The sequence below is a fragment of the Azospirillum sp. genome, assembly GCF_035628975.1.
Lineage (GTDB): Bacteria > Pseudomonadota > Alphaproteobacteria > Azospirillales > Azospirillaceae > Azospirillum.
The window spans coordinates 45662-65846 of sequence record NZ_DASPIS010000054.1; the positions used below are offsets into that span (position 1 = coordinate 45662).

Here is a 20185-nt window from a genome sequence, read left to right on the forward strand (position 1 = left end):
CCCCCTGACCGGTCCCCCTCGTCCCCCGTACGGCTGACGTACCCACCCGGAAGGACCCCGGGGTGTAAGCCGTACGGCCGGACCGCGCCGGGGTTACCCGGCGACCGGCAACAGATCGAGCAGGGCGTCCTGCTCCGGTCTGGCCGCCACCCGTACGCTTCGCCACGGCGTCACTCCCTCGTCGCCGTACGCACGAGCAGCCTCCGCGACCGCGGGGCTGAGGCAGAACGCATCGACCGTACGACAACAGTCGACCAGCCCCGCCTCGGCCAGCAGCCTAACAAAGGAAACCGCGGTACGGGGAGAGAAAAACAACACGCCGTCGAGTGCCGACGTACGCAAAAATGTCGCGGTATCGTCCGACAGGGTTAGCGCGGGTACGGCATCGTACATCACGCTGCGGCGCAGCGTGAAGCCGGAGCCTCCGAGCAGCCCGGCAAGGTCGCCCGCCACTTTGCTTCCCGCCACATGAAGAAGCGTACCGGCGGACGGATCGCGCAAGGACCGCACCCGGTCGGCCAGCGCGTACACGTCGCCCGAGGCGCTGTCGACCTCTGCGAAGCCGGCCGCCTTCGCCGCCCGTGCCGTGGCGTCGCCGACGGCGTGCACCGGACGGTCGCGGCGGCTCGTACGTTTGGAGTAGGCGCGTACGCCGTTCGCGCTGGTGAACAGCAGGGCCTGTACGTCGGACAGATCCGGTTCCGGACCGTCGAGCCAAGCCATCGACAGCATGGGTTCGACCGCGGCGTCGAAGCCGAGCGCCGCCAGTCGGCGCACCAGCGGCTCGGCATCCTCCGCCGGACGCGTCACGAGAAGGCGCGTACGGCGGGGCGGGGAAGAGGGGTCGGGCTGTTTTCCCGTCATGCGGAAAACTCGGCCGGGAGTGGGGATCAGTGCGGCGCGGCGGCGAAGAAATCGGGCGGCAGCTGCACCCGGATCTCGGCCCCGGCGTCGGCACCCAGCGACTCGGCGTCGGCCGCCTTGCCGCGGCGCTCGGCCCGGAAGATGGTCCGGCCGTCATGGGACAGCACCTTGGCGCGCAGATGCAGGTCGCCGCCGTCCAGCACCGCCAGCGCGGCGATGGGGGTGCGGCAGGAGCCGTCCAGCGCGGCCAGCAGCGCGCGCTCCGCCGTGACGCGGACCATGGTTTCCGCGCAGTTCAGCGGGGCCAGCAGGGCGCGGGTAGCATCGTCGTCGCTGCGGATCTCGATGCCGATGGCGCCCTGGGCGACCGCGGGCAGCATCGTCTCCGGCTCCAGCACCGCGGTGATGCGGTCGGTCAGGCCGAGGCGGCGCAGGCCGGCCAGCGCCAGCAGGGTGGCGTCGACCTCGCCGGCGTCCAGCTTGGACAGCCGGGTCTGCACGTTGCCGCGCAGGGGGAAAATCTTCAGGTCGGGACGCAGTTCCAGCACCTGGGCCTGACGGCGCAGGCCGGCGGTGCCGACCACCGATCCGGCGGGCAGGTCGGCAAGCCCGCTGCCGGAGCGGGCGAAGAAGGCGTCGCGCGGATCCTCGCGCGGCAGCAGGGTGGCGATCTCCAGCCCGTCGGGAAGCTGGGTCGGCACGTCCTTCATCGAATGGACGGCGAGGTCGGCGCGGCCGTCGAACAGCGCCTCTTCCAACTCCTTGGTGAACAGGCCCTTGCCGCCCGCTTCCGCCAGGGTGCGGTCGAGGATGCGGTCGCCGGTGGTCTTGAAGACGACGATCTCGATGGCGCCGGGGGCGGCCAGATGCGGATGGGCAGCGATCAGGCGGTCGCGGGTTTCATGGGCCTGCGCCAGCGCCAGCGGGCTGCCGCGCGTCCCGATACGGAGCGGGTGGGTCGTCATAGGGCGTGTTCTAGGGGATCCGCGCAGCTTTGCAAGGATTCGTCTGCCCCTCATACATAAGATTGAGGCTGATCAAATTTCACGGGCCCGGCTTCTCGCACCCGCGTGCGCGCAACTCCATCCTGTACCCGGACGGCCAAGGCGGCTAGTTTGGCGCCATGATCGTTCTTGGAATTGAAACGAGCTGCGACGAGACGGCCGCCGCAATCGTCACCGACGCGCGCGAGATCCGCGCCGACGTCGTGCTGTCGCAGTTGGACGACCACACGCCCTATGGCGGCGTCGTCCCGGAAATCGCCGCCCGCGCCCATCTGGAACATCTCGACGGGCTGATCCGCCGCGCAATGGCTGAGGCCGGGATCGGCTTCGGCGACCTGGATGCGGTGGCGGCGACCGGCGGGCCGGGGCTGATCGGCGGCGTCATCGTCGGCGTGATGACCGCCAAGGCCATCGCCGCGGCGCGCGGGCTGCCCTTCGTCGCCGTCAACCATCTGGAAGGCCACGCGCTGACCGCGCGGCTGACCGACGACGTCGCCTTTCCCTACCTGCTGCTGCTGGTGTCGGGCGGCCATTGCCAGCTTCTGGCGGTGGAGGGGGTTGGGCGCTACCGCCGGCTCGGCACCACCATCGACGACGCGGTGGGCGAGGCGTTCGACAAGACCGCCAAGCTGCTGGGGCTGGGCTATCCCGGCGGGCCTCTGGTGGAGAAGGCGGCGGCACGCGCCACGAAGCCGGCGCGGTTCGAACTGCCGCGGCCGATGCTGGGCCGTCCGGGCTGCGATTTCTCCTTCTCCGGGCTGAAGACCGCGGTGCGGCGGCATGTGGAGGAGTTGGGCGGTGTCTTGTCGGATACGGATCGCGACGACCTCGCCGCCGCCTTCCAGGCGACGGTGGCGGAGGTGCTGGCCGACCGCTGCGCCCGCGCCATCCGCGGCTTCAAGGAGGACCATCCGCAGGGCGGCGCCCTGGTGGTCGCCGGCGGCGTCGCCGCCAACAAGGCGATCCGCAGCCGGCTGTCGACCCTGGCGGAAAAGCAGCGCATGCAATTCGTCGCCCCGCCGTTGCGCCTGTGCACCGACAATGCGGCGATGATCGCCTGGGCCGGAATCGAGCGCTTCCGGCTGGGCGAGAGCGACCCGCTGAACTTCGCCCCCCGCCCGCGCTGGCCGCTGGACCCCACCGCCGCGCCGGTGATCGGGCGCGCAGGCGTCGGGGCGGGGGTGAAGGCGTGAAGCGCATGGTTGCATTCCCTCTCTCCCCGGTGATGTCCCCTCTCCCCCCCGGGGAGAGGGTTAGGGTGAGGGGCATGCGCGGCGTGGCTCTGTTCGACGCGCGACGCTGCTGCATTTCTTCTAAATCCTCCCCATGCATCCCCCTCACCCCGACCCTCTCCCCGCTCTCAGCGGACCTTTGGTCCGCCTGCCGCGACAGCGCAAACTTCGTTTGCGCGAAAGCGGGGGGGAGAGGGAGGGTGGGGCGTGATCGCTTTGGTGATCGTTTTGTCAGCGTGAGTGAACTCCCATGAGTGCCGTGCCCTCCTCCCCCCTCAACCGCATCGGCGTCGTCGGCGGCGGCGCCTGGGGAACGGCGCTGGCGTTGGCGGCGTTGCGGGCCGGGCGCGAGACGCTGCTGTGGGCGCGCGAGCCGGCGGTGGTGGAGGCGATGAGCATCCGCCGCGAGAACCGCGATTACCTGCCCGGCGTGCCGCTGCCCGACGCACTGCGGGTCACCGGTGATCTCGCCGATCTCGGCGATTGCGACGCGGTGCTGCTGGTGTCGCCGGCCCAGCATGCGCGCAGCGTCACCGCGCGGATGGCGCCGCTGCTGAAGCCGGGCGCGCCGGTGGTCGTCTGCGCCAAAGGGATCGAGCTGGACAGCCACGCGCTGATGAGCGATGCGGTCGCGGCCTCCCTGCCGGGCGGCAATCCGGTGGCGATCCTGTCCGGCCCGACCTTCGCGGCCGAGGTGGCGCGCGGGCTGCCGACGGCGGTGACGCTGGCCTGCGCCGACGAGGCGCTGGGCACGGCGCTGGTCGCCGCGCTGGGCAGCCGCACCTTCCGGCCCTACCGCTCGGACGACGTCGTCGGTTCGCAGATCGGCGGGGCGGTGAAGAATGTGCTGGCCATCGCCTGCGGCGTGGTCGAGGGGCGGCGGCTGGGCGACAACGCCCGGGCCGCGCTGATCACCCGCGGGCTGGCGGAGATCACCCGGCTGGCGCTGGCGCTCGGCGGCCGGGCGGAGACGCTGATGGGGCTGTCGGGCCTGGGCGACCTGACGCTGACCTGCTCCAGCCTGCAGTCGCGCAACATGTCGCTTGGGGCGGCGCTGGGCGAGGGCAAGGCGCTGGCCGAGATCCTGGCGGTGCGCCGGTCGGTGGCGGAAGGCGTCTACACCGCCGCCGCGGTGGTTGGGTTGGCGGCGAAGTTGGGCGTCGACATGCCGATCTGCGGTGCGGTCGACGCCATCCTGAACCGCGGCGCGGGGCTGGACGAGACCATCGACGGGCTGTTGTCGCGGCCCTTCCGCGGAGAGGGTGTTTAGAGGCGTTTAGGAGACGGCCTTCTCCACCCAGCCGGCGGCACGCACCGACGGAGCATGGGTGCGGCTGACCGGCACCAGCAGGCCGTTGGTCAGCCGCAGCGACAGCTTGCCGTCCGGCTTGCGTTCCACCGCCGTCACCGCCGAGGCGGCGACCCAATAGGAGCGGTGGACCTGCCGGCCGTCGATGCCCGCCAGTTCCGCCACCGCGTCGCGCATGCGCATCAGGATCAGGTCGCTGCCCAGCGCGGTGTGGACGCGGACGTAATGGTCCTCCATCTCCAGCGCCAGCAGGTCGCGGCCCAGCTTCCCCGGGATGCGGTCGAGGAAGGAGGCGGGACGGGGCGGGGGCGGGCCGCCGTCGCTGGGAGACTCGGGCGGGGCGGACGGCCGGTGGCCGACGATGCCCTGCTCCCGCAACTCCAGCCACACCGGCAGGGCCGCCACCAGGGTGGTGATGACCAGCACATAGCCGAACAGCTCGGCCAGTCCGGCGGGGGTGAGGAAATCCTGGCCGCGCAGCCGGTTTTCCAGCAGGGCGACCACCAGGGTCTGCAGGACGCCGACGGTCAGGAAGGCCGCGGCCAGCATCAGCGGCCATGTGCGCTCCAGATTCGGCAGGATCCGGCGGGCGATCAACACCACCATCTCGAACATCGACCAGCCGGTGGTGATCAGTCCGCCCCAATAGGCAAGCCGCGAGAGAAACCCCATTTCGCGAAATGTGCCGAACGGTCCCAGCAGAGCCAATGCTAGGATGGAGCCCGCCAGCAGCGGCAGGTGCCGGCGCAGCATGCGCCGCCCATAAGGAACGGGCGGGGTGGAGGCGGCGCCGTCCGGCATGGTCGCGTCACGCATCGCGCGGTGCCCGGCCGGCCGGAAACCGCCAGGAAGGATCGGGGAATGAAGGCACGCCGTTGGTTCGCGCGTTGGTTTGCAAGCCGTAGGTTCGCAAGGATGATCGCCCCGGTGACGCTGCTGGTGCTGGCAACCGCGGGTACGGCCGCCGCCGGGGAGCTTCGCGCAACCGTCCGCAACGTCAAGCCCAATCAGGGCAAGATGATGATCGCGCTGTTCGACAGCGCCGAGGCCCAGGCGGCGAAGGCGCCGCGCGCCGGCTATTTCGCCGCGGCGGTGGGGACGGATCTGGTCGCGGTCTTCCCCGACCTGCCGGCCGGGCGCTATGGGCTGATCGCCTTCCAGGACCTGGACAACAACGGGGAACTCGCCACCGGGCTGTTCGGCATCCCCGCCGAACCGCACGGCTTCAGCCGCTCCGCCCGCGGCAGCTTCGGCCCGCCGAGCTTCGACGACTATGCGGTGCCGGTCGGCGCGTCGGGCGTGGCGACGACGGAGATCAAGCTGGTGGAGTGAGAGGGCTCACCCCCGCGCATGAGCCCTCCTCGCGCCAGCGGGCGAGATAGTCCTCCAGGCCGCGGCCGGGGATTTCGTCGAATCGGCGCTCCAGGGCCATCAGGGTCTCCATGCGGTCGATGCGGAAGCTGCGGAACTCCTCGCGCAGTTCGCACCAGGCGCCCAGCGTCCAGACGCGGCCCCAGAAGAACAGGCCCAGCGGCTGGACCGCGCGGGCGGAATGGGTGCCGTCCTCGCGCCGGTAGTCGAACAGCACGACGCGCTTGGCGTTGATGGCGCAACGCAGCACGTCCATCCGCTCGCGCAAGGGGGCGGGGAAGGAGAAGTCGGGGACGAAGACGCGGCTGTCGGCCAACTCGCGCCGCCTCGCCTCCGGCACCACCGCCTCCACCTTGTCCAGCGCGCGGGCGGCGGCATCGGCCAGCGCGCCGCCGACCCAGGCGCGGGCAAGGCGGGCGCCGACCACCAGCGCCTCCACCTCGTCCCGGGTGAACATCAGCGGCGGCAGGTCGTAGCCGTCGCGCAGCAGATAGCCGACGCCGGCCTCGCCCTCCACCGGCACGCCGGAGGAAGCGAGGTCGCGCATGTCGCGGTAGACGGTGCGCTCCGACACCTCCAGGCAGCGCGCCAACTCGGCAGCCGTCACCAGCCGCCCCTTGCGGAGATGCTGGACGATCTGGAACAGGCGGTCGGCGCGGCGCATGGAAGCGGCTCAGGGCAGCGGGATCAGTGCATCGAATAGAGGCCGACGCGGTTGCCCTCGCTGTCGATGAGCTGGGCGAAATAGCCGATCTCCGGCGTGATCAGCGTCTTCGGGATGACGATGGTGGCGCCGGCCCGCTCGGCACGGGCCAGCGGGGCGGACAGGTCGTCGCCGCCGTTCAGGTAGACGATGGTGCCGTCGGCGCTGGGCTTGTACGACTCGTGCTCGATCAGGCAGCCCTTCACGGCCTCGCCGTCGGCCGGGAAGACGGCCATCTTCATGCCGCTGGGGCAGGGCTCCTGGACCATCTTGGTGGCGAAGACCTCCTCGTAGAAGCGCACGGCACGGGCGAGGTCGGCGGCGGGAATTTCGAACCAGGTGGCGACATGCGGGTTGTTCATGGAACGGGCTCCTGACATGTGGGGAAGGGATGTTCGTGGTTCGTGCCGGCACGCCCTCTTGATAGCACACCCCCTCCTGACAGCGTGATGTCAGGAGCAATCGGTTGGCTGAATTAAAATGGCCGGTCCCTTCAATGAAAATTGCGGCCCTTGGAGAAAGAGCCGGCGGCAGGCCGGTCCTCGCCGGTCAGTTCGGACAGCCGGTGGGTCAGGTCGAGCAGCGATTCCACGCGCAGATGCACGACCCCCTCGTGGTTCTGCACCCGGCCGGTGGCGGCCATCAGCCTCGCGGTCATGATCGGGCGGCGGAAGGTCTCGAAGGCGTCGGGCATGACGACGAGGTTGGCGACCCCGGTTTCGTCCTCCAGCGTGATGAAGACGACACCCTCGGCGCTGCCCGGCCGCTGGCGCACCAGGACGAGGCCGGCGGTGGTCAGCCGCCGGCCGTCGCGCGTCCGGGCCAGCCGCTCCGCCGGGGTGATGCCGGGCAGGCCATCGCGCAGCAGGGCCAGCGGGTGGGCCTTCAGCGACAGCGCCAAGCTGGTGTAGTCCATCACCACATGCTCCCCCAGCGCCATGGCGGGCAGCGGAGCCTCGGGTTCCTCGGCCATCGGACCGTCGAGCCGCGCGAACAGCGGCAGCGGCTGGTCGCCCAGTGCCCGCACCGCCCACAGCGCCGCCCGGCGGTCCAGCCCGACGGAGCGGAAGGCGTCGGCCTTCGCCAGCTTTTCCAGGGCCGCGACCGGCAGGCGGGCGCGGCGCCACAGGTCGTAGGGATCGCGGTAGCCGCCGGCGCGGGACAGGACGAGGGCGTCGGCCTGCGACTCGGTGAAGCCCTTGATGAGGCGGAGGCCGAGGCGGAGGCTTGGGCTTTTCCCCCTCTCCCCCCCGGGGAGAGGGTCGGGGTGAGGGGGATGCGTGGCGAGGATCTCTTCGGCTGCGCCGAACCCCCTCATCCTAACCTTCTCCCCGCTTTCGGCGGACCTGTGGTCCGCCTGTCGCGTCAGCGCAAACGAAGTTTGCGCGTGAGCGGGGGGGAGAAGGGATTGTTCAGCAATCTCCAGCGCGCAATCCCATCCCGACACATTCACATCCGGCGGCAGCACCTCCACGCCATGCTCCCGCGCGTCGCGGACGATCTGGGCGGGGGCGTAGAAGCCCATCGGCTGGCTGTTCAGCAGGGCGGCGGCGAAGATGGCGGGGTGGTGGCGCTTGATCCAGGCGGAGACATAGACCAGCAGCGCGAAGCTGGCGGCGTGGCTTTCCGGGAAGCCGTATTCGCCGAAGCCCTCGATCTGTTGGAAACAACGTTCGGCGAAGGCGAGGTCGCAGCCGTTGGCGGTCATGCCGGCGATGAACTTGTCGTGGAACAGCTGGACCTTTCCGGTCTTGCGGAAGGCCGCCATGGCGCGGCGCAGCTGGTCGGCCTCCTCGGCGGTGAAGCCGGCACCGACCATGGCGACCTTCATTGCCTGTTCCTGGAACAGTGGCACGCCCAACGTCTTGTAGAGGACCGGCTCCAGCGCCGGCATCGGGTAGGTTACCGGCTCCACTTTGCTGCGGCGGCGCAGGTAGGGATGGACCATGCCGCCCTGGATCGGACCGGGGCGGACGATGGCGACCTCGATCACCAGATCGTAGAACTCCCGCGGGCGCAGCCGGGGCAGCATGCTCATCTGCGCGCGGCTTTCGACCTGGAAAACGCCCAGGCTGTCGGCGCGGCAGAGCATGTCGTAGACCGCCGGGTCCTCCTTGGGCAGGCTGTCCAGCGTCCAGCGTTGCCCATGCACCTGCTCGATCAGGTCGAAGGCCTTGCGCACGCAGGTCAGCATGCCCAGCGCCAGGATGTCGACCTTCAGGATGCCCAGCGCGTCGATGTCGTCCTTGTCCCATTCGATGGTGGTGCGGTCCTTCATCGCCGCGTTGGCGACCGGGCAGAGGTCGGACAGCGGGCCGCGGGTGATGACGAAGCCGCCGACATGCTGCGACAGGTGGCGGGGGAAGCCCATCAGCTCCTGCGCCAGTTCCAGGGTCCGCCTGAGCCTCGGGTCGTCGGGATCGACGCCGAGCGAGCGGGCGCGCTCCTCGTCCACACCCTGGCTGCTCCAGCCCCAGATCGAGCCGGTCAGCCGCGCCACCAGATCGGCCGACAGCCCCATCGCCTTGCCGACCTCGCGCAAGGCACCGCGGGCGCGGTAGCGGATGACGGTGGCGGTCAGCCCGGCGCGGGCGCGGCCGTACTTCTTGTAGATGTACTGGATCACCTCCTCGCGCCGCTCATGCTCGAAATCGACGTCGATGTCCGGCGGCTCGTTGCGGGCGGCGGAGATGAAGCGCTCGAACAGCAGGTCGAAGCGGGCGGGATCGACCGCGGTGATGTCCAGGCAATAGCAGACGGCGGAGTTGGCGGCGCTGCCCCGCCCCTGGCACAGGATGCCCTGGCCCTTCGCGAATCGGACGATGTCGTGGACGGTCAGGAAATAAGGGGCGTAGCGCAGCTCCCCGATCAGGGCCAGTTCATGCTCGACCGCGGCACGGACCTTGTCGGGGACTCCGTCCGGATACTTCTTTGCCGCGCCCTCCCAGGTCAGGGTGACCAGCGTGTCCTGGGGGTCGCGTCCCTCCGCCACCTCGTCGGGGTATTCATAGCGCAGCTCGTCCAGCGAGAAGCGGCAGGCTTCGGCGATCTCCAGGCTGCGGGCGACGGCGTCGGGGTGGTCGCGGAACAGGCGGACCATCTCGACGGCTGGCTTCAGGTGGCGCTCGGCATTGGCGGACAGCCGCCAGCCGGCCTCGTCGATGGTGGTGTGGTGGCGGATGCAGGTCATCACGTCGGCCAGCGCCCGCCGTCCGGCGCCGTGATAGAGCACGTCGTTGGTGGCGACCAGCGGCACCCCCTCCGCCTCCCCGAGCCCGGCCAGCCAGCGCAGCCGGCGGCCGTCGTCGCCCTGGTAGCGGTGGCTTGCCGCCAGATAGAGCTGCCCGCGCGCCAGTCCGCTGCGCCAGGCGCGCAGCTCGCGCAGGAACGACTCGTCGCGCCGGTCGGGGGACAGCAGCAGGAACAGCATGCCCTCGGCATGGGCCAGCACGTCGGCGCGGGCGATGAAGCACTCCCCCTTCGGCGCCCGCATCTTGCCCAGCGTCAGCAGCCGCGACAGCCGGGCATAGGCGGCGCGGTCGGTCGGGTAGGCCAGCAGGCTGTCGGCGTCGGTCAGGTCCAGCCGGCAGCCGATCAGCGCCCGGATGCCCGCCTTCTTCGCCGCCGCATGCATCTGCACCACGCCGGCCAGCGAATTGCGGTCCGTCACCCCCACCGCCGCCAGCCCGAGCGCCGCCGCGGTCAGCGCCAGCTCGTCAGGGTGCGACGCCCCCTCCAGGAAGCTGAAGCTGGTGGCGACCTGCAGTTCGGCGTAACGGATCATGGCAAGGCTCCCCGGCGCTGGCGGATGGGTGCGCGCGGGGATGATAGTCCGGAAATGGGATTGGTGTCATTATTGTGGCGGGGAGGGGTGGCTTCGATTGCCCCCACCCCAACCCTCCCCCGCTGGGCGGGGGAGGGGGTAAGTGCTTGTTTGGAAGGGCGGCGGCAGTCCCTCCCCCGTGATCGGATCGACCTTCGGTCGACCGAGAGCGGGGGAGGTTAGGTAGGGGCATCGTCAGCCGACACTTCACCCCAGATAGGACTCCACGCCCATGACCGTGAAGCCCTTGTTCTCCGGAAACCGGGAGTGGACCTTCTCGCGGGCCTTCTTCTCGTCCAGCGCCCAGACCAGGAAGCGGCGGCCGCGCTTCCAGCTGTCCAGCGCGGTGGGGGTGAGGTTGGCGTTGACGCGGGCGCCGTATTCGATGTTGACCACCCGCAGAAGCCAGCCCTGGTCCTTCTGGGTGCGGCGGTCGTCCAGCACATAGATGCGGCGGTCGGCGGCACCGGCGGCCTTCAGGCGCTGTTCCAGATCCTCGCAACCCAGCTCGGCCATCGCCTTGCGGCGGCGGGCGTCGCGCTGATCGCGGGCCTGCTGAAGCGTGACGCGGGCGACCTTTTTGATCCGCTCGACCTGCGCCTGCTTGCGCGAGACGGCGTTGGCGATCCGCTCCTCCGAGGTCTTCAGCCGGCGCATGGCCAGCAGAATCGAAACGGACAGGGAGGCGAGGCCGACCAGACCGGCGAAGATGTAGGGCATGCTGTCCATGGCGCGTCCTTATCTCAACCGGATCTCAACCGGCCTTGGCGACGGGAGCATCGGCGGACAGGAACTCCTGCATCCGGGTCACCGCATAACCGAAGGCCGGGGGGTAGCGCCGTTCGATCTCCGTCCGCGCCTCCGCCATCGACCGCGCCCACACCTCGATCATCTGCGGCTGGGCCCAGGTGGGGTCGACCAGCGCATGCTGGCTCTGCTGGGCGGCGCCGGTGCCGACATATTTGTTCACGACCATCGCGACATAGCAGGGGCTTCCGTGGACCTCCTCGCCGATCAGGCGGACCAGCCGTTCGCCGGACTGCCGCGAGTCCTCGATCTGGCGTTCCAGAACCTTGCGGCGGCGCAGAACGTCCTCCACCGTGCCGTCAAGCTCCTTCAGCTCCCGGATGCGGTCGGCGCGGCGGGCTTCGAACTTCGTTTCCATCTTGGCGCGGCGGGCGATGACGTCGCGCACCCCCTCCGACCCGTGGCGGCGCTCGATGGCGCGCTCACCGAGCACGATGACGAGCTTGCCGATGCCGAACCCCAGGCCCGCCAGCCCGAAGGCGGAGATGAGCGCGTTGCCGTAGTCCTGCCACATGTGCGAACCCCTGATCGGGAGCAACATCCGGATGGATGCCTCCAACGATAGGAGTAACCCCTAGCTTCCCGCCGTTCAATCGCCGCGCTGTAACGATATTTCACATGAAACACCCCAATGCCGGGATCGGACCGGCTATCCCGCCGCGCGTTCCACCCGGTTGCGGCCGGCCTGCTTGGCGGCTTGGAGCGCCCGCTCGGCGCGGTGCAGGGTCTGTTCGACGCCGGGTTCGCCGGGCAGCCAGTGGGCGATGCCGATGCTGGCGGTGACGGATATGGCGCGGTCGTCCACGACGATGGGGCTGCCGGCCAGGGCGGCGCGCACCCGTTCCGCCACCACGGCGGCACCGGCGGAGTCGGTCTCCGGCAGCAGCACGACGAACTCCTCCCCGCCGGAACGGGCGACATGGTCGGAGATGCGCAGCGCCGCCCGCATCCGCTTCACCACCGCGCGCAGCACCGCGTCGCCGGCGGCGTCGCCATGGGCATCGTTGACCGCCTTGAACCCGTCGAGGTCGAGCAGGAAGACCGTCAGCGGCCGGCCATAGCGCCGCGCCCGCGCCAGTTCCGCCGCCGCCAGTTCCAGGAAGCGGCGGCGGTTCCACACGCCGGTCAGCGGATCCAGCACCGCCAGCCGGTTCAGGCGGACGGTCGCCTCCTCCAGCGCGCGGGTGCGCTCGGCGAGCTGCCCCTCCAGCGCCTCGAGGGCAGCGTAGGCGCGCAACGCCGTCACCACGCTGGTGAACAGCCGGCGGGCGGTCAGCTCCGTCTTCGCGGTGTAGCCGTCGATCTCATAGGCGAGGACGAGGTCCTCCTCCGGGACCTGCGCGGGCTGGCCGGTGCGCAGGACGATGCGGACGGCCCGGTTGCCCAGATCTTCCCGGATGGTGCGGACCAGCCGCAGGCCGGCATCCTCCGTCTCCATCACCACGTCGAGCAGGATGACCGCGATGCCGGGCGTTTCCCGCAGGATGCGCTCCGCCTCCGCGGCGCTGGTGCAGTCCAGCAGGCGGACGGGACGGCCGCGGAAGCGCAGGCGGGCCAACGCCAGCCGGGTGACGGCATGCACCTCCGGCTCGTCATCGGCGACCAGCACCAGCCAGGGCGGGGAGCGAGGATCCGGAGTGTCGGAGTCGGATCGGTCCGGGAGCGGTGCTGCGGGGGACTCGTCCGAGGCGAACAGGAAATCGTTGGACATGGCTGCCGGCTCGGAGCTCCGCGCGGTACACGTATGAATGGAAGCATGTCGGCGCTCCGGATGCAACGGTGCCGAGTGCCGCGCTCCGTCGCATGGGAATGGACCACCGAAAGGGTGTAACTGGCATGGGATCGGACCGGCCGGCGGCGCGTTTCGCCATTCGGTGCTTGCGCGGCCACCGCGAGCCACCTTAGGCATGGCTGTGCGTATGCCAATGATCGGTCCGGACGATGTGCCGGGCCGGCCGGCGGCGGTCCTTTGCGGACGCGGTTAAACGGGACAGGAGCGGACCTGGTTATGGAAGCAGGCATGGATGGGCGGGAGCATGCGGCGAAGCTGCGCGCGCTCGCGCTGGGGGCGCTGGGTGTCGTCTATGGCGACATCGGCACCAGCCCGCTCTACACGCTGCGCGAATGCCTGACCGAAGGCGGCGGCTTTCCGCTGGTGCCGGAGGTCATCCTGGGCGTGCTGTCGCTGATCTTCTGGGCGTTGATCATCACGGTGACGGTGAAATACGTCGTCTTCGTCATGCGCGCCGACAACCAGGGCGAAGGCGGCATCCTGGCGCTGACCGCGCTGGCGTTGCGCGGCATGCGGCCGGGGCACCGGCGCACCGGCGTCGTCATGGCCATCGGCGTGATGGGCGCCTCGCTGTTCTACGGCGACAGCCTGATCACCCCCGCCATCTCGGTTCTGAGCGCGGTGGAGGGGCTGCATGTCGTGGCCCCCGCCCTGGACGACTACGTCATCCCCATCACCCTGACCATCCTGATCGGGCTGTTCGTGCTGCAGCGCTTCGGGACGGAGAAGGTTGGCCGGCTGTTCGGGCCGGTGATGCTGGTCTGGTTCATAACGCTGGGCGTGCTGGGGCTGTGGCAGATCGTGCGCTATCCCGGCGTCCTGGCCGCCGTCTGGCCCGGCCATGCCGTGGAGATGCTGTTCAATCATGGCTGGCACGGCTTCCTGCTGCTGGGGGCCGTGGTTCTGGCGGTGACGGGGGCGGAAGCGCTCTATGCCGACATGGGCCATTTCGGCCGCAAGCCGATCCGCATCGCGTGGTACGTGCTGGTGCTGCCGTCGCTTCTGCTGTGCTATTTCGGCCAGGGCGCCCTGCTGCTGCATGAACCGGACGCGATCGAGAACCCCTTCTTCCATCTGGCGCCGGACTGGGCGCAGGTGCCGCTTCTGCTGCTGGCGACCGCGGCGACCATCATCGCCGGGCAGGCGGTGATCTCCGGCGCCTATTCGGTGACGCTGCAGGCGATGCACCTGCGCTATCTGCCGCGGATGGAGGTGATGCATACCTCGGAGCATGAGAAGGGCCAGATCTACATGCCGCAGCTGAACTGGCTGCTGCTGGCCGGCGTTCTCATGCTGGTGCTGACCTTTCAGACCTCCAGCAACCTCGCCGCCGCCTACGGCATCGCGGTGACGGGCACGATGGTGGCGACCACGCTGCTGGCCTACAAGGTCGCGCGCTCGCTCGGCCGCTGGAAGCTGTGGCAGGCGGTGCTGGCGCTGGCGGTGTTCCTGACCGTCGACATGGCGCTGTTCCTGGCCAATCTGGTGAAGGTGGAGGAGGGCGGCTGGTTTCCGCTGGTGGTCGGCGCGGCAGTCTTCCTGCTGATGGCGACCTGGCGGCGCGGGCGCGAGGTGGTGCGCAAGCGGCTGGCCGAGGATGCGCTGCCCTTCGACCTGCTGGTGGAGCGGCTGAAGACCGGCTCGGTGCAGCGGGTTCCGGGCACCGCGGTGTTCCTGACCGGCAACCCGCGCGGCCTGCCGCCGGGGCTGCTGCACAGCCTGAAGCACTACAAGGTGCTGCACCAGCGGGTCGTGCTGCTGACCGTCGACATCGAGGACGTGCCCCATGTGCCGGACGAGCAGCGCTTTGAACTGAAGGCTCTGTCCGCCGGATTCTTCCGGCTGATCGTCCATTTCGGTTTCAAGGACGAACCCGACATCCCGCAGGCGCTGGAGACGAAGCGGATTCCCGGTCTGCCGTTCGAGCCGATGGAAACCACCTATTTCGTCAGCCGCGAGACGCTGATCCGCAGCCACGGCAAGCTTGGACTGCCGCGCTGGCAGGAACCGCTGTTCATCTTCCTGTCGAAGCTGTCGACCAGCGCGTCGGAGTATTTCTGCATCCCGCCCAACCGCGTGGTCGAGCTGGGCATGCAGCTTGAGATATAGGGCGGATTCGGCCCGGCAGAGTCTGCCGCGCCATGGCGCCGGGACGGCGGGCGGGGGCAGTTTCTTCCGCCCCCGCCCGAAGGCCGTTCACCTTGGCCGCTACCGGACGCCCATCACCAGACGCCCATCACCAGACGCCCATCACCAGACAATCGACACCGGCGGCTTGTAGGCGGAGGCGGCGAACATCTGCCGCACCGCCAGTTCCAGCTTGATCTGCGCCTCCGACTTCTTGACGAAGGACAGGTCGATGCCGCCCAAGGGCTTCACCACGCAGCCGGAGCGGCTGAGGTTGCGGAGCGCCGCCTGGGACGCCTGCTGTTTTTCCTCGGGGATGGCGGTGACGGTGGCCGATCCCTCCGGCGGCCGGACGACGTAGAGGTCGAATTTCGGCATGGGCACTCTCCGTTCTGACGAAACGTCGGGTGCCCCATCGCAAGGGCCGGGCCAAGTCCTATAAAGAGGTCACCGCCGCACCATCGGCGCCAGATCCTTGCGGATGCCGGCGTCGAGCCGGGCGTTCAGGTCGTCCATCATCCGGCGGGTGATGTCGAGGAAGGTAGCCTCGCGGTCGGCCAGCGAGATGTTCTCCGCCACGGTGGTGGAATGGGTGACGGTGGAACGGGTCACGCCGCGGAAGCCGCCATTGCCGGTGTCCGGCACCTCGCCGGTGATCTCCACCTCGATCCGGCCGTCATAGCGCTGGGCCTGATCGTTGCTGAAATAGCCGGTGATGCCCTTCTTGGTGGGCAGCGCCACCTCGACGATGCTGGCGTCGCGGATGGTGACGCGCACGCGCCCACTCCCGCCGGCCGCCTGCAGCCGCTCCGCCGCCCAGCGCCGCACCGCCTCGGCTGGCGGAACAGCGGAGCGTCCCTCCACATGCTTGGCCCCCATCGGGCGATAGGCGTCGACCACGTCGATGGTGCCGGCATTCAGCACGATCGGTCCGAAATTGGAGAAATCGACGGGACGCGGCGCCGGCCGCGGCGGCGTGCTCTGGCAGGCGGCAAGCAGGAGGGTGGCCGTTCCGGCGGCAAGGGCAAAGCGGCGCGACAGCATGGGGGCTCCGGGTGAGGGAGAAGTTGGACAAAGGGGCGGCACTATAGCCGGCAAGGCAGGCCGGTGCATCACACCCATTCCGGTGAACGTCTTCCGGGCTGCATCAACCGTCCGGGAGATCGCCGAGCACGACCGGCAGGTCGCGGGCGCCGTGAAGGATGCGGACGATCAGCGGCGGATGACGTTCGGCGTTGTAGACGACAATGTAGGGGAAGCCGGTCAGGCTGACGAAGCGGTAGGGCGGGGCGGCCAAGTCCGGGCGGGGCACTCCGACCTGGGGATGAGTGCCGATGCGTTGCGCGGTCCGGGCAATGGTGTCGCGCAAGGCGCGGGCGGCGCCGGGATTGTCCTGGGCGATCCATCGGATTGCCGACAGCAAATCGCGGCGCGCCGCCGGCGACAGCAGCGCTGTGGTCATCGGCCGCGGGAGCCGCTGTGGGAGTCGATGATCGCGTCGGCTTCGGCAAGGACATCGTCGATGGCGATGCTGCCGTCGCGATCAGCTTCGGATTCGGCCTGGAGCAGCATGACGTTGAAGGTCCGCCGCCGCTCCTCGGCTTCCTGCAACAGCCGCAGGCCGGAGCGCACCACTTCGCTCACATTGTTGTAACGCCCGCCTTCGACACAGTCGCGGGCGAACCGCTCCAATTCCGGGGTGAGATGCACGTTGGTCGCCATCGCCGTCATCCCCATGAAGATCGTATGTCAAGGATTGACATAGAGTATGGGGGAGGCGGGCGGGGAGCGCAAGCGGACGGCCGGCACCTGTCGGCACCGGCCATCTTCACACTGCTTACGCGCCATACACGCGGTCGAGATCCGCGTCGGTGAAGTGGTAGTCGGTCGAGCAGAACTGGCAGGTCACCTCGACCCGGCCGTCGTCGATCTTCAGCTCCTGTACCTCTTCGCGGGGCAGGCTGCGCAGCATGTTTTCCACCCGCTCGCGCGAGCAGCGGCAGCCGAAGCGCAGCGCATGGCCCTCGTAGACCCGCACGCCGTCTTCGTGGAACAGGCGGTAGAGCAGGTCGGAGGCGGCGAGGTCGGTCGACAGCAACTCGTCGCCGGTGACGCTGGCCATCAGCACCATGGCGCGGCGCCAGTCGTCTTCCTTGTCGGACGCGACCAGACCCTGCTCCTGTGGCAGGCGCTGGACCATGATGCCGCCGGTGCGCCACTGGCCGGGCGTGCCGTCCGGCTTCACCTCGCGGTCGACCGAGACGGTCAGGCCGGTGTCGATCTGCTCGGACTGGCGGAAGTAGTGCTGGACGCAGTCGGTCAGCGTCTTGCCGTACAGCTCGACGATGCCCTGGTAGCGGTCGGTGTCCTGACCCTGGTCCACCGTGAAGGCGATGTAGCCCTTGCCGAGCAGCGCCGCGGCCGGGGCGATATCGACGTCCCGCTCGGCCTTGGCCAGTGCTTCCGGATCAAACTGGGCATAGGCGCGCACGTCGCCGACCGAGGTGACGTCGGCCACCATCAGGCGTATCGGCCCGTCGCCCTTGGTCTGGAGCGTGAAGATGCCCTCGTACTTCAGCATGCTGGCGAGCAGCACGGCGAGCGTCGCCGTCTCCGCCAGGAAGCGGGCGACGGTGGGCGGATAGTCGTGGCGGGTCAGGATCTCGTCGATAGCCGGCCCCAGCTTGACGACGCGGCCGCGCAGGCGCGACGCCTCGATCTGGAACGGCAGGACGAAATCATCGGTGAGCGGGCGGACGGACGGATCGTCCATAGGGCGGATTCCTTAAGACAGAGACCGGCGATATAGGCGTAGGGCCGAAGATCGGGGTGAGGAAGGGCCGAATCAAGGCCGGCAGGGCACCCATGCATGGGGGTGGCCTGTGGTGTGGGGAGTTCTGCCCCCTCCCCATCCCTCCCCCGCTTCGCGGGAGAGGGGGTAGGAGCTTTGCGGAAATTCGGCGGAGTTCCCTCTCCCGCGTGAGCGGGGGAGGGATAGGGAGGGGGCAGAACGCTCCCTCAGTCCAGCACGCCCATGCACCAGCCGAGGATAGCCTTCTGGGCGTGCAGGCGGTTTTCCGCCTCGTCCCAGACCACCGAATGGCGGCCGTCGATCACGCCGTCGGTCACTTCCTCGTTCCGGTGGGCCGGCAGGCAGTGCATGAACAGCGCCTCGGGATGAGCGTGCGCCATCAGCGCCTCGTTGACCTGATAGGGGCTGAGGATCGCCGCGCGCTCGTCCACGTCGGTGTTGTGCATGGAGGCCCAGGCGTCGGTGATGACGCATTCGGCCCCGCGCACCGCCTCTTCCGGCGATTCGGTGACGACCAGACGGCCGGTGCCCTCGCGCTCCGCCCAGGCCAGCAGCTCCGGCGACGGGCCGTAGACGGTGGGGCAGGCGAGGCGCATCTCGAAGCCGAAACGCACTGCCGCATGGGCCCAGCTGACCGCGACGTTGTTGCAGTCGCCGATCCAGGCGACGGTCCGGCCGTTGATCGGACCGCGATGCTCCTCGAAGGTCATCAGGTCGGCCATGATCTGGCAGGGGTGGGTCTGGTCGGTCAGGCCGTTGATGATGGGCACGCTGGCATGGGCGGCCAGTTCATGCACCCGCTCCTCGCCGGTGGTGCGGACCATCACGGCGTCGACGAAGCGCGACAGCACGCGGGCGGTGTCGCCGATGGTCTCGCCGCGGCCCAGCTGCATGTCGTCGGGCTTCAGCACCACGACGTTGCCGCCGAACTGCTGCATGCCGACCTCGAACGACACGCGGGTGCGGGTCGACGGCTTTTCGAAGATCAGGGCCAGCGAACGGCCCGCCAGCAGGGTGGAATGGGCCAGCCGGTCCTTCTTCAGGTCGGCCTTGATGCGCACGGCATGGTCGAGCAGGCGGCGCAGCGTGGCGCCGTCCATCCGGTCGATGTCGAGAAAATGCCGAACGCCGTTATTGGCCGTGTTGGTGTTGTCGCCGCTCATCCCACGCACTCCTGCGCCGTCCGGTCGAGAATCCCGACGGCTTCGTTCACTTCCGAATCGCCGATGTTCAGGGGCGGCAGCAGCCGCACCACATTGTCGCCGGCCGGAACCGACAGCAGGCCGTTGGCGCGCAGCTTCGCCACCACGTCGCCCACCGGCTGGCCAAGCCGGAGGCCCAGCATCAGGCCCTGGCCGCGCAGTTCCAGGAACATCGCCGGATGCTTGGCGATCAACTCCTCCAGGCGGCCGCGCATATAGGCCGAGGTCTTCTGCACGCCGTCCAGGAAGCCCGGCGCCAGCATGACGTCCAGCACGGCGTTGCCGACGGCGGTCGCCAGCGGGTTGCCGCCATAGGTCGAGCCATGGGTGCCGGCGGTCATGCCCGACGCCGCACGTTCCGTCGCCAGGCAGGCGCCGAGCGGGAAACCGCCGCCGATGCCCTTGGCGACGCACATGACGTCCGGTGTGATGCCGGCCCATTCATGGGCGAACAGCTTGCCGGTCCGGCCCATGCCGCACTGGATCTCGTCCAGGAACAGCAGCAGGCCATGCTCGTCGCACAGCGCGCGCAGGCCGCGCAGGAACTCCACCGAGCCGGCGCGGATGCCGCCCTCGCCCTGGATCGGCTCGACGCAGATGCCGCCGGTCGCGGGCGTGATCGCGGCGCGCACGGCGTCGAGGTCGCCGAACGGCACCTGGTCGAAACCGTCCAGCAGCGGGTCGAAGCCATGCACCAGCTTCTCCTGCTTGGCGGCCGAGATGGCGCCTAGCGTGCGGCCGTGGAAGGCCTGCTCGAAGGTGATGATGCGGTTCTTCTGCGGGTTGCCGGAGTCATAGTGGTACTTGCGGACGGCCTTGGCGCCGCATTCCCACGCTTCCGCACCCGAGTTGGTGAAGAACACGGTATCGGCGAAGGTCGCCTCGGTCAGGCGCTTGCCGAGGCTCTCCTGCCCGGCGACCCGGAACAGGTTGGAGGTGTGCCACAGCTTGTTCGCCTGCTCGGTCAGCTTTTCCACCAGATAGGGATGCGCGTGACCCAGGGCGTTCACCGCGACGCCGGCGGCGAAGTCGAGGAATCGTCGCCCGTCGGTCGCGTAGAGATACGGACCTTGACCACGCTCGAACACGATGTCGGCGCGGGCGTATGTGGGCATAACGACGGGGATCACGGCTTTGGT

At 69.4% G+C, this 20185-nt stretch carries 20 protein-coding genes; 4 read left to right on the forward strand and 16 right to left on the reverse strand.

Features of this window, described 5'->3' with window-relative positions:
• Positions 1-93: 93 nt before the first annotated feature.
• Positions 94-864 carry a uroporphyrinogen-III synthase gene (locus VD964_RS12190; RefSeq protein ID WP_324868858.1) on the reverse strand — a complete coding sequence of 257 codons (771 nt, stop codon included), beginning with the start codon at positions 862-864 and terminating at the stop codon, positions 94-96.
• Positions 865-890: 26 nt separating this feature from the next.
• Complete coding sequence (hemC, locus tag VD964_RS12195) at positions 891-1829, reverse strand: hydroxymethylbilane synthase (RefSeq protein ID WP_324868859.1); 939 nt, start codon at positions 1827-1829, stop codon at positions 891-893.
• A gap of 158 nt (positions 1830-1987) precedes the next feature.
• On the opposite strand from hemC, the gene tsaD reads away from it, so the two are divergent.
• Complete coding sequence (gene tsaD / locus VD964_RS12200; protein WP_324868860.1) at positions 1988-3061, forward strand: tRNA (adenosine(37)-N6)-threonylcarbamoyltransferase complex transferase subunit TsaD; 1074 nt, start codon at positions 1988-1990, stop codon at positions 3059-3061.
• Between the two features lie 289 nt (positions 3062-3350).
• Complete coding sequence (locus VD964_RS12205) at positions 3351-4370, forward strand: NAD(P)H-dependent glycerol-3-phosphate dehydrogenase (RefSeq protein ID WP_324868861.1); 1020 nt, start codon at positions 3351-3353, stop codon at positions 4368-4370.
• Positions 4371-4376: 6 nt separating this feature from the next.
• On the opposite strand, the gene VD964_RS12210 is transcribed toward VD964_RS12205, so the two are convergent.
• Positions 4377-5225: a LytTR family DNA-binding domain-containing protein gene (locus VD964_RS12210; RefSeq protein ID WP_324868862.1), complete on the reverse strand. Its 849-nt coding sequence runs from the start codon at positions 5223-5225 to the stop codon at positions 4377-4379.
• Positions 5226-5324: 99 nt separating this feature from the next.
• Here VD964_RS12210 and VD964_RS12215 point away from each other — a divergent pair, with 99 nt between their 5' ends.
• The gene (locus tag VD964_RS12215) at positions 5325-5741 is read left to right on the forward strand and encodes a DUF2141 domain-containing protein (protein WP_324868863.1); all 417 of its coding nucleotides are present in this window, start codon (positions 5325-5327) and stop codon (positions 5739-5741) included.
• Here VD964_RS12215 and VD964_RS12220 read toward each other — a convergent pair.
• The 6 genes from VD964_RS12220 to VD964_RS12245 all read right to left on the reverse strand — a co-directional run bounded on the left by VD964_RS12220 (position 5725) and on the right by VD964_RS12245 (position 12824).
• Positions 5725-6444 carry a YafY family protein gene (locus VD964_RS12220; RefSeq protein WP_324868864.1) on the reverse strand — a complete coding sequence of 240 codons (720 nt, stop codon included), beginning with the start codon at positions 6442-6444 and terminating at the stop codon, positions 5725-5727. The genes VD964_RS12215 and VD964_RS12220 overlap by 17 nt on opposite strands.
• 23 nt (positions 6445-6467) lie before the next feature.
• Complete coding sequence (locus VD964_RS12225; protein ID WP_324868865.1) at positions 6468-6845, reverse strand: VOC family protein; 378 nt, start codon at positions 6843-6845, stop codon at positions 6468-6470.
• A 131-nt stretch (positions 6846-6976) separates the two neighbouring features.
• Entirely contained in the window at positions 6977-10267 is a 3291-nt protein-coding gene (locus VD964_RS12230; RefSeq protein ID WP_324868866.1) for an error-prone DNA polymerase, read from the reverse strand.
• Positions 10268-10513: 246 nt separating this feature from the next.
• Entirely contained in the window at positions 10514-11035 is a 522-nt protein-coding gene (locus VD964_RS12235; protein WP_324868867.1) for a hypothetical protein, read from the reverse strand.
• 25 nt (positions 11036-11060) lie between these two features.
• Positions 11061-11627 carry a hypothetical protein gene (locus tag VD964_RS12240; RefSeq protein WP_324868868.1) on the reverse strand — a complete coding sequence of 189 codons (567 nt, stop codon included), beginning with the start codon at positions 11625-11627 and terminating at the stop codon, positions 11061-11063.
• Between the two features lie 135 nt (positions 11628-11762).
• Complete coding sequence (locus VD964_RS12245; protein WP_324868869.1) at positions 11763-12824, reverse strand: diguanylate cyclase; 1062 nt, start codon at positions 12822-12824, stop codon at positions 11763-11765.
• 297 nt (positions 12825-13121) lie between these two features.
• Here VD964_RS12245 and VD964_RS12250 point away from each other — a divergent pair, with 297 nt between their 5' ends.
• Complete coding sequence (locus VD964_RS12250) at positions 13122-15014, forward strand: potassium transporter Kup (protein WP_324868870.1); 1893 nt, start codon at positions 13122-13124, stop codon at positions 15012-15014.
• A gap of 141 nt (positions 15015-15155) precedes the next feature.
• Here VD964_RS12250 and VD964_RS12255 read toward each other — a convergent pair whose 3' ends face one another.
• From VD964_RS12255 to VD964_RS12285, 7 genes are all read right to left on the reverse strand, one after another.
• Positions 15156-15410 carry a hypothetical protein gene (locus VD964_RS12255; protein ID WP_324868871.1) on the reverse strand — a complete coding sequence of 85 codons (255 nt, stop codon included), beginning with the start codon at positions 15408-15410 and terminating at the stop codon, positions 15156-15158.
• 69 nt (positions 15411-15479) lie between these two features.
• Positions 15480-16076 carry a hypothetical protein gene (locus VD964_RS12260; protein WP_324868872.1) on the reverse strand — a complete coding sequence of 199 codons (597 nt, stop codon included), beginning with the start codon at positions 16074-16076 and terminating at the stop codon, positions 15480-15482.
• A gap of 103 nt (positions 16077-16179) precedes the next feature.
• Positions 16180-16494 carry a type II toxin-antitoxin system RelE/ParE family toxin gene (locus VD964_RS12265; protein ID WP_324868873.1) on the reverse strand — a complete coding sequence of 105 codons (315 nt, stop codon included), beginning with the start codon at positions 16492-16494 and terminating at the stop codon, positions 16180-16182.
• The gene (locus tag VD964_RS12270) at positions 16491-16754 is read right to left on the reverse strand and encodes a type II toxin-antitoxin system ParD family antitoxin (protein ID WP_324868874.1); all 264 of its coding nucleotides are present in this window, start codon (positions 16752-16754) and stop codon (positions 16491-16493) included. The genes VD964_RS12265 and VD964_RS12270 overlap by 4 nt, the downstream gene beginning before the upstream one ends.
• Positions 16755-16869: 115 nt before the next feature.
• On the reverse strand, positions 16870-17805 hold the full coding sequence (locus tag VD964_RS12275; RefSeq protein ID WP_324868875.1) for an Hsp33 family molecular chaperone: 936 nt from the start codon (positions 17803-17805) through the stop codon (positions 16870-16872).
• Positions 17806-18050: 245 nt separating this feature from the next.
• Positions 18051-19007 (reverse strand): ornithine carbamoyltransferase, encoded by a 957-nt coding sequence (gene argF, locus VD964_RS12280; protein ID WP_324868876.1) that lies wholly within the window; start codon positions 19005-19007, stop codon positions 18051-18053.
• A complete protein-coding gene (locus tag VD964_RS12285; protein ID WP_324868917.1) occupies positions 19004-20161 on the reverse strand; it encodes an aspartate aminotransferase family protein in 1158 nt (385 codons plus the stop codon). The genes argF and VD964_RS12285 overlap by 4 nt, the downstream gene beginning before the upstream one ends.
• Positions 20162-20185 lie beyond the last annotated feature (24 nt).

Bases quoted from the DNA above. Each gene is read 5' to 3' on its own strand.
- VD964_RS12190 (WP_324868858.1), bottom strand. From the start codon at position 864: ATGACGGGAAAACAGCCCGACCCCTCTTCCCCGCCCCGCCGTACGCGC.
- hemC (WP_324868859.1), bottom strand. From the start codon at position 1,829: ATGACGACCCACCCGCTCCGTATCGGGACGCGCGGCAGCCCGCTGGCG.
- tsaD (WP_324868860.1), top strand. From the start codon at position 1,988: ATGATCGTTCTTGGAATTGAAACGAGCTGCGACGAGACGGCCGCCGCA.
- VD964_RS12205 (WP_324868861.1), top strand. From the start codon at position 3,351: ATGAGTGCCGTGCCCTCCTCCCCCCTCAACCGCATCGGCGTCGTCGGC.
- VD964_RS12210 (WP_324868862.1), bottom strand. From the start codon at position 5,225: ATGCGTGACGCGACCATGCCGGACGGCGCCGCCTCCACCCCGCCCGTT.
- VD964_RS12215 (WP_324868863.1), top strand. From the start codon at position 5,325: ATGATCGCCCCGGTGACGCTGCTGGTGCTGGCAACCGCGGGTACGGCC.
- VD964_RS12220 (WP_324868864.1), bottom strand. From the start codon at position 6,444: ATGCGCCGCGCCGACCGCCTGTTCCAGATCGTCCAGCATCTCCGCAAG.
- VD964_RS12225 (WP_324868865.1), bottom strand. From the start codon at position 6,845: ATGAACAACCCGCATGTCGCCACCTGGTTCGAAATTCCCGCCGCCGAC.
- VD964_RS12230 (WP_324868866.1), bottom strand. From the start codon at position 10,267: ATGATCCGTTACGCCGAACTGCAGGTCGCCACCAGCTTCAGCTTCCTG.
- VD964_RS12235 (WP_324868867.1), bottom strand. From the start codon at position 11,035: ATGGACAGCATGCCCTACATCTTCGCCGGTCTGGTCGGCCTCGCCTCC.
- VD964_RS12240 (WP_324868868.1), bottom strand. From the start codon at position 11,627: ATGTGGCAGGACTACGGCAACGCGCTCATCTCCGCCTTCGGGCTGGCG.
- VD964_RS12245 (WP_324868869.1), bottom strand. From the start codon at position 12,824: ATGTCCAACGATTTCCTGTTCGCCTCGGACGAGTCCCCCGCAGCACCG.
- VD964_RS12250 (WP_324868870.1), top strand. From the start codon at position 13,122: ATGGAAGCAGGCATGGATGGGCGGGAGCATGCGGCGAAGCTGCGCGCG.
- VD964_RS12255 (WP_324868871.1), bottom strand. From the start codon at position 15,410: ATGCCGAAATTCGACCTCTACGTCGTCCGGCCGCCGGAGGGATCGGCC.
- VD964_RS12260 (WP_324868872.1), bottom strand. From the start codon at position 16,076: ATGCTGTCGCGCCGCTTTGCCCTTGCCGCCGGAACGGCCACCCTCCTG.
- VD964_RS12265 (WP_324868873.1), bottom strand. From the start codon at position 16,494: ATGACCACAGCGCTGCTGTCGCCGGCGGCGCGCCGCGATTTGCTGTCG.
- VD964_RS12270 (WP_324868874.1), bottom strand. From the start codon at position 16,754: ATGGCGACCAACGTGCATCTCACCCCGGAATTGGAGCGGTTCGCCCGC.
- VD964_RS12275 (WP_324868875.1), bottom strand. From the start codon at position 17,805: ATGGACGATCCGTCCGTCCGCCCGCTCACCGATGATTTCGTCCTGCCG.
- argF (WP_324868876.1), bottom strand. From the start codon at position 19,007: ATGAGCGGCGACAACACCAACACGGCCAATAACGGCGTTCGGCATTTT.
- VD964_RS12285 (WP_324868917.1), bottom strand. From the start codon at position 20,161: ATGCCCACATACGCCCGCGCCGACATCGTGTTCGAGCGTGGTCAAGGT.